This window comes from Pseudoalteromonas sp. T1lg88, from assembly GCF_002964765.1.
In the GTDB taxonomy this organism is placed as follows: domain Bacteria; phylum Pseudomonadota; class Gammaproteobacteria; order Enterobacterales; family Alteromonadaceae; genus Pseudoalteromonas.
Map to the genome: position 1 here is coordinate 326,248 of NZ_PQCF01000006.1, position 9,652 is coordinate 335,899.

The 9,652-nt window shown below is 50.4% G+C and carries 7 protein-coding genes, 1 tRNA gene and 1 pseudogene; 6 read left to right on the forward strand and 3 right to left on the reverse strand.

Annotated elements, in window-relative coordinates; translation table 11 throughout:
* Positions 1-17 precede the first annotated feature (17 nt).
* The 3 genes and pseudogenes from accB to C2M34_RS03250 all read left to right on the forward strand — a co-directional run bounded on the left by accB (position 18) and on the right by C2M34_RS03250 (position 2,303).
* Entirely contained in the window at positions 18-473 is a 456-nt protein-coding gene (gene accB, locus C2M34_RS03240; RefSeq protein WP_105199384.1) for an acetyl-CoA carboxylase biotin carboxyl carrier protein, read from the forward strand.
* A 27-nt stretch (positions 474-500) separates the two neighbouring features.
* A pseudogene (accC, locus tag C2M34_RS03245) lies at positions 501-1,840 on the forward strand (acetyl-CoA carboxylase biotin carboxylase subunit).
* A 386-nt stretch (positions 1,841-2,226) separates the two neighbouring features.
* A tRNA-Ile gene (locus tag C2M34_RS03250) sits at positions 2,227-2,303 on the forward strand.
* Positions 2,304-2,426: 123 nt separating this feature from the next.
* Here the strand turns inward: C2M34_RS03250 and C2M34_RS03255 are convergent.
* Positions 2,427-2,891, reverse strand: coding sequence for a thioredoxin (locus C2M34_RS03255; RefSeq protein ID WP_234398762.1), 465 nt, complete (start codon positions 2,889-2,891; stop codon positions 2,427-2,429).
* Positions 2,892-3,047: 156 nt separating this feature from the next.
* On the opposite strand from C2M34_RS03255, the gene C2M34_RS03260 reads away from it, so the two are divergent.
* The 3 genes from C2M34_RS03260 to yjjG all read left to right on the forward strand — a co-directional run bounded on the left by C2M34_RS03260 (position 3,048) and on the right by yjjG (position 5,235).
* Complete coding sequence (locus tag C2M34_RS03260; protein WP_105258055.1) at positions 3,048-3,902, forward strand: HDOD domain-containing protein; 855 nt, start codon at positions 3,048-3,050, stop codon at positions 3,900-3,902.
* 97 nt (positions 3,903-3,999) lie between these two features.
* Positions 4,000-4,554, forward strand: coding sequence for an inosine/xanthosine triphosphatase (gene yjjX, locus C2M34_RS03265; RefSeq protein WP_105199380.1), 555 nt, complete (start codon positions 4,000-4,002; stop codon positions 4,552-4,554).
* A 3-nt stretch (positions 4,555-4,557) separates the two neighbouring features.
* Entirely contained in the window at positions 4,558-5,235 is a 678-nt protein-coding gene (gene yjjG / locus C2M34_RS03270; RefSeq protein WP_105199379.1) for a pyrimidine 5'-nucleotidase, read from the forward strand.
* A 64-nt stretch (positions 5,236-5,299) separates the two neighbouring features.
* Here yjjG and nagP read toward each other — a convergent pair whose 3' ends face one another.
* Together nagP and C2M34_RS03280 are read right to left on the reverse strand one after the other, a co-directional pair.
* Positions 5,300-6,607, reverse strand: a complete 1,308-nt coding sequence (nagP, locus tag C2M34_RS03275; RefSeq protein WP_105258056.1) for an N-acetylglucosamine MFS transporter NagP — start codon at positions 6,605-6,607, stop codon at positions 5,300-5,302.
* Between the two features lie 163 nt (positions 6,608-6,770).
* A complete protein-coding gene (locus tag C2M34_RS03280; protein WP_199878768.1) occupies positions 6,771-9,410 on the reverse strand; it encodes a family 20 glycosylhydrolase in 2,640 nt (879 codons plus the stop codon).
* Between the last annotated feature and the right edge of the window lie 242 nt (positions 9,411-9,652).

Sequence of the window (9,652 nt, forward strand, 5' to 3'; positions counted from 1 at the left end):
TAATAGGCGGGTTTTTCATGGACATTCGCAAAATTAAAAAATTAATCGAGCTTGTTGAAGAAACAGGTATTGCTGAGCTAGAAATCACCGAAGGTGAAGAGTCGGTACGTATTAACCGTCACAGCCCAGCTCCAGTAGCTATGCCACAACATTACACAGCTGCAGCCCCTATGGCCGCTCCTGCTCCAGCAGCAGCTCCTGCCGCTGAAGCACCAGCCGCAGCACCAGCACAACCTGCTGGCCATCAGGTTAAATCACCTATGGTAGGTACTTTCTACTCTGCTTCTTCACCTGAAGCGGCTGCATACGTAGAAGTAGGCACAAAAGTAAGCGTAGGCGACACCCTGTGTATCGTTGAAGCGATGAAGATGATGAACCAGATCGAAGCGGACAAAGCCGGTACGGTTAAAGCTATCCTGGTTGAAAATGGCGAGCCAGTTGAGTTCGATCAACCACTTTTCATCATCGAATAATCGCGTCCCCCAAACAAGGCATCAACTATGTTAGATAAAGTTGTTATCGCAAACCGAGGTGAAATTGCACTTCGCGTATTGCGCGCCTGTAAAGAGCTAGGTATTAAAACGGTAGCGGTTCACTCAACCGCGGACCGCGACTTAAAACACGTGCTCCTTGCAGATGAGACTATTTGTATCGGTAAGCCGGCCGCCAGCGAAAGCTACCTGGACATTCCTCGTATTATCGCCGCCGCCGAAGTAACCGACGCGGTAGCCATTCACCCTGGCTACGGTTTCCTTTCTGAAAACGCGGATTTTGCCGACCAAGTCGAGCAAAGTGGCTTTATCTTTATCGGTCCAAAGGGCGACACCATTCGCCTTATGGGTGATAAGGTATCGGCTATCGAAGCCATGCGTAAAGCCGGCGTACCTTGCGTACCGGGTTCAGACGGCCCGCTAACGGAAGATAACGAGCGCAATATGCAAATCGCTAAGCGTATCGGTTATCCGGTGATCATCAAGGCCGCAGGTGGCGGTGGTGGTCGTGGTATGCGTGTGGTTCGCAGCGAGAAAGAGCTTGTAAACTCGATCGCCCTGACTCAGCAAGAAGCCAAGCAGTTCTTTGGTAATGGCATGGTTTACATGGAAAAATTCCTTGAAAACCCACGTCATATCGAAGTTCAGGTACTGGCCGATGGTCAAGGCAATGCTATCCACCTGGGCGAGCGTGACTGTTCAATGCAGCGTCGTCACCAAAAGGTTGTGGAAGAAGCGCCAGCACCGGGTATTACCGCGGAAATGCGTAAGTACATCGGTGACCGCTGTACCCGTGCCTGTATCGAAATCGGCTACCGTGGTGCCGGTACATTCGAATTCCTGTATGAAAACGCGAGTTCTATTTCATCGAAATGAACACACGTATTCAGGTAGAGCACCCTGTAACTGAGATGGTAACCGGTATTGACTTGATCAAAGAGCAGCTAAAAATTGCTGCCGGTCAGCCACTGTCTATCACTCAGGACGATGTTGTGATCCGCGGTCACGCCATCGAGTGCCGTATCAATGCGGAAGACCCGAAAACCTTTATTCCTTCACCGGGTAAAATCACCCGCTTCCACCCTGCCGGTGGTCTAGGAATTCGTTGGGACAGCCACATTTATGCGGATTACACTGTACCGCCGCATTACGATTCGATGATTGGTAAGCTGATCTGTTACGGTGAAAACCGTGATATAGCCATTGCTCGTGCGCGCAACGCGCTCAATGAGCTGGTGATCGACGGCATCAAGACCAACACCGAACTGCACAAGATTATTTTAGCGGACGAGAACTTCCAAAATGGTGGCACCAACATCCACTATCTAGAGAAGAAACTAGGTCTGTAAATTAAATTGTTAAGCAAAGCCAAAGCCGACATGATGTCGGCTTTTTTTGTATTGAGCCTTTGAAAACAATGGTGAGTGGCTGATAGGCCAATAAGTAAGCAGTTGATTTATACAAACTTAAATAATCCCCTTCCAGCTAGTGACAAGGCCTGGAAAAGTTTTTATACTGCTCGGCGCTTACTTGAGGATATCTCCTATCCTGTAAAAACAAGGTAAGCATCAAGAATACAAAATGGCCCTATAGCTTAGGTGATAAACGTAAGCCAAAGGCTTTGAGAAGTGATTTAACATCACTTCGAAAGAGAAGAACGCGAGGTCGTAGATGACCGAGCTGAGTGCAGATCATCATGGACGTGTATACTCCGACTGCACCAAGTACACAAAATGGCCCTATAGCTCAGTTGGTTAGAGCGCACGACTCATAATCGTTAGGTCCCTGGTTCGAGTCCAGGTGGGGCCACCATTTTTCCTACTTCCCTTGTAAATCATTCCCTGAAATAACCGAACTTTTGTGTCTTTGGCATACAAAAAGCTTAGTCAGCTTTTATTCCAACTAAGCCTTATAGCTTAAAACCACTTCGATAAACTAATTAAAATCAGTGAGCGCTTCGGCCAGTGAGCCCTCAGGTTTTTCCACCACTCGCACTAGTTCTGTGTCGCCATCGAGGACGATAAAGGTGGGGGTGTATTTAAGCGCAAATTGCTCGGCCAAGCCCCTGTCATCTTTTTTACTGTAATCCACGGCCACCAGCTCAAGCTGGGCGAGTTCAACCTTGCTCAGTGCCAGTAACTTTAGCAGTCGCGGTACTTCACGCTCGCTGTCGTGGCACCAGGTGCCGAATAGCACCAACAGAGACTTACCCGTTAGCTTGTGCATCTGCGCCAGATCGTCATCGCTTGGAGCAAAATCATCGTAGGCGGTGGCAAAGGTTTTATATTCACTCAATAAGCTGGCGCTATCAATCACGCCGATATAGGGCTTATCGTCGGCGCAGGCCGCTGTCGTCGACAAGGCCATAATTAAGAAACAAAGTTTTAAAAAAGTTCGCATAGTTATTAATTCTTAGAGTAAATACCTACGCCATTATGACCTTGTTACCAAGCCTTGTCTTGCCTTATCGAAAGCTGACTCACGAAGCGCTGGCGCCAGTTCAGCTAGCGACAAAGGGGAAATCGACTAAACTTAACATGGTGGTGCGGGGGTTCTATGCTGGGCATAAATGACGATGTTTTTTCACAATTAGAGACGGGCTATAAGCTACCCGTTAGGCCTGCGGCGCTGAATGAATTGCAGGCTGAGCTAAACCGGAGCGAGCCCAGCCTGAATAAGGTCAGTGAATTGATCACCGCCGATGTCGCCCTGGCAGCCTTGGTGTTACGCCTTATAAACTTGCCCGAACTCATGTCCGAGCTGGAAATCACGGATGTAAAACAGGCGGTTAAATTACTGGGACTCAATACCATTAGTCACCTCACCTCCGGCTATTTGGTTAAGCAGGTTTTTCCTCAGCCTAGTTGCTGTATCTCCTTAGACAGGTTTTGGGATAGTGCCACCGAGATATCGCGGCTGTGCTTGTATCTGGCTCAAGGACAAAAGCACGGTATCGCTCTTGATAATATACAAACCCTGGGCCTGTTTCATGATATCGGCATTCCGGTTATGGCCATGAATTTTCCTGACTATGTGCAGGTTCTTAGCGCCGCCGATGATAACTGTCAGGCCTCGCTTACCGCACTGGAAGACCAACGTTATCCCTGTAACCACGCCATGCTCGGCTTTTATATGGCGAATTCCTGGCATTTGCCAAGCTCCCTGTGCAGCATAGTGTTGCACCATCATGATCTACACTTTCTGGATGAGCCGCATAGCGAAGAAGAAAAGCTGTACTACGCTATTTTGAAGGTCGCCGAGAATATCGCTCATGTGCATAAACGGCATCGTGATATCAATCATTGGCGCCAGCTTGAGGCAAAAGTATTTTCAACCTTAGACTGGCAGCAAAGCGACTACAAACATTGCCTGGAGAATGGCCAGAACCTGCTGCTCCTTGGTGCCCATTAAAGAGTCCTTCGACCTTAACCTCAGACTTCCCTTGGGCCTGTGTGCCCCTCCCTGCGGCCATGATACAATGACCAAAAGCACCTAAAAGGACAAGGAAATGGCCATAAGTTCCGCAGCAAAACAACTTAAGTTGATCGTCGGCTCCAAAAACCCAGTTAAAGTAAATGCCGCAAAAGCCACGCTTGCCACCTACTTTCCCGATTACCATATCGACTGCCTAGGTGTCGACGCCCCTTCCGGGGTGGCCGATCAGCCCCTTGGTGAACCAGATACCCTACAAGGTGCCGAAAACCGCGTGCGTTATTGCCAGGAGCATTATCAGGGGGACTTCTATATGGCCATGGAAGGAGGCGCGGCCCGCTTCGACTATGGTGCCGCCACCTTCGCCTATGTGGTGATCGCCGATAATCATCAATTGAGCGTTGGCCGTAGCTGCAACCTCCCTTTACCTGAATCGCTGTTCGAAAAGTTACAACAGGGCCAGGAACTTGGCGATGTGATGGATGCAGCCTTTAATACCACCAATATCAAGCAGCAGGGCGGCGCCATTGGCCTTCTTACCCGCGGCCATGCCACCCGCCAAAGCACCTATCAACAGGCGCTTACCCTGGCCATGGCGCCCTTTAATCACCCCGAACTATTTTCGAGTTAAGTCATGCGTTATCCCTGGATATTATTTGATGCCGATGAAACCCTGTTTCATTTCGATGCCTTTGCCGGCTTACAGGCCATGTTCGCCAAACTCAATGTTGCCTTTAGCGAGCAGGACTACCGCACCTTTGAGCAGATCAATAAGCCGCTGTGGGTGCAGTATCAGAATAACGAGATCAGTGCCAAACAATTGCAGGAGAGACGCTTTATGTCCTGGGCCGAGCGCCTAGATATCTCGCCCCAGCAATTAAACTTGTGGTTTATGGAGGCCATGGCGCAAATATGCCAGCCACTGCCAGGCGCTATCGAGCTGTTAAACGCCCTACAGGGCAAGGCTCGACTGGGGATCATTACCAATGGCTTTACCGAGCTGCAAAGCGCCCGCCTGGAGCAAACGGGTTTAAAGGGCACCTTTGAGTGGTTGGTGATCTCCGAGCAGGTGGGCTATGCCAAGCCGCATATGGCGGTGTTTGAGCACGCCTTTGAGTTGATGGGTAATCCGCCGAAAAACGAGATCCTTATGGTCGGCGATACCCTGGAGTCGGATATTCAGGGTGGTATCAATGCCGGTATCGACACCTGTTGGCTCAATCGCTTGGAAAAATTAGCGCCCGCGCATTTAACCCCGACCTATGAGGTTAAGTCCTTGTGCCAACTGCGCACCCTACTATTAGACTCTTAGCCATAAAAAATGCCAGCATACGCTGGCATTAACACGGGATGGTTGCCACTAATCTAGATTCCGATCACTTCCAGGAAGTCATCTTATGGCCTTTGATAGCATAGAAAAGAATGAACAGATAACAAGGTAACATGACTAAATAAGCGCTCTGCTGTCCCTGAGCACCGCCATCGCTACCGCTTGCCAAGCCCCAGAATAACGGGCCGAATGCACCACCGGCTATACCCATAATTAACAGCCCTGACCCCACACTGGTCAGCTTACCCAATCCAGAGAGCGCCAATGGCCACACCGCTGGCCACACAATGGCATTGGCAAAACCAAGCACGGCGATCAGCAATAGAGGATCAGGCAGTGCCACGCCACCAAAAGGCACCAACAGAGCGTTGGCAATCATAGTCGATTGCGCATCGCCAAGCACAATGGCCAAGGTAAGCACACAGCCCAAGATCGCCGAGATAGTCAGCGCCATTTGTTGTGACAGCACTCGTGGGATCAAGAGGATACCCAGAGCATAACCCAGCACCATACAGACCATGGTATAGGAGGTCATCACACTGTATTTTTCAACGCCCAACGCCAGGGCAAAGGTGCCTATGGTGTCGCCGGCAATGACCTCAACGGCCACATACACGAACAAAGCAAGTACACCTAAGGCCAGATTAGGACGAGCCAAGGCGGCTTTCACCATGCCCTTTTCATGGGCTTGGGTGTCGTCATCGATTAGCTCAGGCAGGGGGGAGAATTTAACGGCCAGCGCCAACACACCGATAAACAGTGCCATACCGATGTAAGGGAAGATCAGGCTGTTGGCCATTTGGTCAATTTCTTCCTGGCTTAAGTCCTTGCCCACAAGGCCTGTAAAGTTAATTAGGATCAGTGCGGTAAAGACCATGGGTGCGAGTACACCGGCACTTTTATTTAAGATACCCATAACACTGACGCGTGCCGCCGCCGACTCTTCCGGGCCGATACGCACCACATAAGGGTTAACCGCGGTTTGCAACAGGGTTTGGCCTATACCCATCACCAGTTGCGCAAACAAAAACAGCGCAAACACCTGGGTTTTGGCCGCCGGCACATATAAAAAGCCGGCCAGCATCATCACCGCCATACCCAATGCCATGCCATTCTTATAGCCAATCTTCTTGATGATGATCGCCGAAGGCACCGCGGTAAAGGTCACGGCGATATAGAAGGAGAATAAAATAAGTGATGCCTGTAGGGGCGTTAAATCCAGGATTTGCTTTAGATAAGGCATCAATGAACCATTGAGCCAGGTCGCAAACCCGAGGATAAAGAATAGGGTGGCAACAATAGCCATAGGCACAAAGTTGCTTTGTTTTTTGGTTGTAGACACTGTTGCTTCCATAACACTTTCTCGTTGTCGAATTGTTTACCTTTAAGGCGCTTGCACTGCTTGAGCAAACGGCCATTAAAAGCGCTATTTATTATTATTTTTTAGTCGTAAAAATGAGCAGTTCAGAATACCAATTAATTGATACTTTTGGCAGCGCTGACATGCTCTCTTGTCTTTACTGCACGAACACCGACGTGGTGCGACTCACCTGATCTTGCACTCGAGTACGAAGCAAGACCTCACCACCCTCAGTCAGCGTAAGCGGCTGCTGATAAAGCTGCCAGCTAACGCCCTTATCCAGGCTGTATTCTATCGCCAAGCCGGCAAAAGCACTGTTGGCCACCACGCGACCCTCACTCAACTTAGCACCGGGCACAGGCAAATTCAGCGCTATGCCGTCACGATTCAGCTTGGCCAACTCTTTGAGCGCCAAGGTAGCAGCAAACTCCTGCCAGTCTTGCTCGCGTGCGCCCACTTTAACTTGTTCTCCTTCCCAAGGGGCCTTGCTCCAAGCGCGCTCGGCCACGGCCAGCATACGAGGGAACACCATGGCCAGCAGCTGCGCCTCGGTACGTATGGTTTCTGACCACACCTGACCCTGCATGCCGAGAATATTTTCCGGCTTTTGCAAAGCAGGCATGGGCCTTCCCACCAAGGCTTCAAGGTTGTCTATGGCGGCGCCGGTGCGGGTAAAGTCGGCATTGGCGTAAACGTTATCCGGCATATAGGTAAAGACCTTTTTGGTATCGGTATAGCGAGTCGCCCAGTAATAGCCGCGCTCCTCGGGATGCGGCTCATAGGGATGGTCAAAATATAAATGCGTACCATGAGAGAGCACCACCTGATAGCCGTCATTGGCCAGGCGATAGGCCCTGTCGGCTACGCCCCACTCCCAAATATTATCCCAGGCATTGGTAAAGAAGGTTTTGTTCGCGTATTCATCGCGATTAAAAGAGTTCACCTTGTCGTACATAATGCCGTCTTCCCAGATCCCGGGGGCAATGCCGCGTTTGTGCAATAAGTCGGCCACGCGCTTGGTAAAATACGGCTTTAAATCAGCAACCCCGGCTACGCCATTATTAGGCTCGGCAAAAAGCGCCTGACAGGCGGGAGAGCCCACCCAGGAGCCAGCGCCGACCTCGTCGCCACCGATATGCAAATAGTTCAGCTTGGTGCCGGCCTCGCGGTACATCTGCTGTAATTCATAAGTGACCTTGTCGATAAAGGCATAGGTGGAGTCCATGCAGACATTCATCGAGTTATCCGTGTAATTCTGCACCGTAATATAACTGGAGCTGTCCTTGGGATCGGTCAGCAGGTATTGGGTCGCCTTAGATAAATCCGCGCCTGAAAACTCCTGGTCCCCGCTTTTTGGGGTGAGCAGCGAGTTGCTGGCCACGGCTTCAGCCTGCGCTTTTAGTTTACGGTAACGCGCCTCCATGGCCTTAATGGAAGCACGAGCATGACCTGGGCCCTCAATTTCCGGAATGATATCGATATGGCGAGCCTTGGCAAAGCGCAGTAATTCAATAAAGTCGGCGCGGCTCAAATAGCCATTGCCCGAGCCTGATTTAAAGGGCCCGGTACCCAGCTGAGTCAGCAAGCAGCGGTTTTCAGCCAGATCAAAGCAGCGGTAGGCGCCGACCTCGGTCAGCTCTTCCAATCCAGGGATCTGCAAACGCCAACCCTCATCTTCCGAGAAATGCCAGTGCAAGCGATTCATCTTGTATCGCGCCATTTGCTCGACCAGCTTAAACATGGCCTCTTTACCATGGAAGTTACGACCATTGTCATAATGCATGCCCCGCCATGGATAGCGTGGCGCATCGCTTATCTCCACATTGGCCAGGGTTGGACTGCCCGTTGCCGGCAATAAGGCCAACAGGCTTCGCATGCCATAAAAGGCGCCGGCATTGTCGGCTCCCATAATGCGAATATGCTCGCCATCTATCTCCAGCCGATAGCCTTCTTTGTTACCGATTTTGCTATCAACACCTATGCTGATCAGCTTGTTGTTGGGCGCGTCGATATGATCGGCCTGCGCCTCGAGTGCCAGTTGGTACTTCTTCTCTAAATCACTCTGAAACAAGGCCACTTCCGACTGCAGTTGCCCGGCATAACGAATTTGCCAGGCATCGGAAAGGGTGGTTTTGCCGCGATTAACCTCAAATTCCTGGGGCTTAGGAACTATGCGTGTTTGCGCCTGCTCGGCATCCGCCTGCTGGGTGCTGGCGTTAAGTTCGTAGCGCAGCTCGGCGGTCATTAAGGGGGTGAGATCTTGAGGCTGATTATAGCGACGCAGCTGCTGCTCCTGGGTAAAAGGAGCAACAAAATCGCTGAAGTCTTCGCTGTTGGTATTGGCAAAAATGGCTGGCTCGGTATTGTGACCCACCATAAAGGCCCGGGGCATAAAGTCGCTGTAGGCAACTACCCAGACCGCCGCTTCAAAAGGAATTTCTAATTGTTCACCGGCCGCCAGGCCGTTGAAGCTGGCCGTCGGACTCAGGCGATGCAAATCGCCATTCACATGCTCAATACGCAGGCCCTGACTGACTCCCTCTTTTATCTTGCGCACACTGTGCAGGTAAATCTGCCAGGGCTGCTCGCCGGCAGGCAGGCTGACTCTAGAGCGGTTAGTAAGCCTAATACTGCCAAGAAAGCTCTTATCCTCATTATGGAAGTTGCTGTTTACCGCAAACGTGAACTCGGTGTTTGTGGCAAACGCGTTTATTTGCTCCTGGCTTAGCTTTTCCTGGGCATGGGCCTGTGCAGCCAAGGGCATCATTAACGCCGCAATAAGGCTCGCTTTGAACATGCTTACTCCTGGTCCTAGACCTTAGATTCTGATTGTCGCGTGTTAGCATCATATAAAATATAAAATGACAGCGCTATCATTTATGTTAAATAATCGTCAATTAAAGATAAAAGGCGGCCGTAGCCGCCCTGAAAATCTGGCTTTCATTCATAGGGTCTGTTTATCTTTGCGGTTTACTTTATGTTCAATCTAAACGCATTCTGATGAATATAATCACTGATTCATGTGGTTAAATTCATCCA

Coding starts and splice junctions, on each gene's coding strand:
- C2M34_RS03260 (WP_105258055.1), top strand. CDS start 3,048: ATGCTGGGCATAAATGACGATGTTTTTTCACAATTAGAGACGGGCTAT.
- yjjX (WP_105199380.1), top strand. CDS start 4,000: ATGGCCATAAGTTCCGCAGCAAAACAACTTAAGTTGATCGTCGGCTCC.
- nagP (WP_105258056.1), bottom strand. CDS start 6,607: ATGGAAGCAACAGTGTCTACAACCAAAAAACAAAGCAACTTTGTGCCT.
- accB (WP_105199384.1), top strand. CDS start 18: ATGGACATTCGCAAAATTAAAAAATTAATCGAGCTTGTTGAAGAAACA.
- C2M34_RS03255 (WP_234398762.1), bottom strand. CDS start 2,891: ATGCGAACTTTTTTAAAACTTTGTTTCTTAATTATGGCCTTGTCGACG.
- yjjG (WP_105199379.1), top strand. CDS start 4,558: ATGCGTTATCCCTGGATATTATTTGATGCCGATGAAACCCTGTTTCAT.
- C2M34_RS03280 (WP_199878768.1), bottom strand. CDS start 9,410: ATGTTCAAAGCGAGCCTTATTGCGGCGTTAATGATGCCCTTGGCTGCA.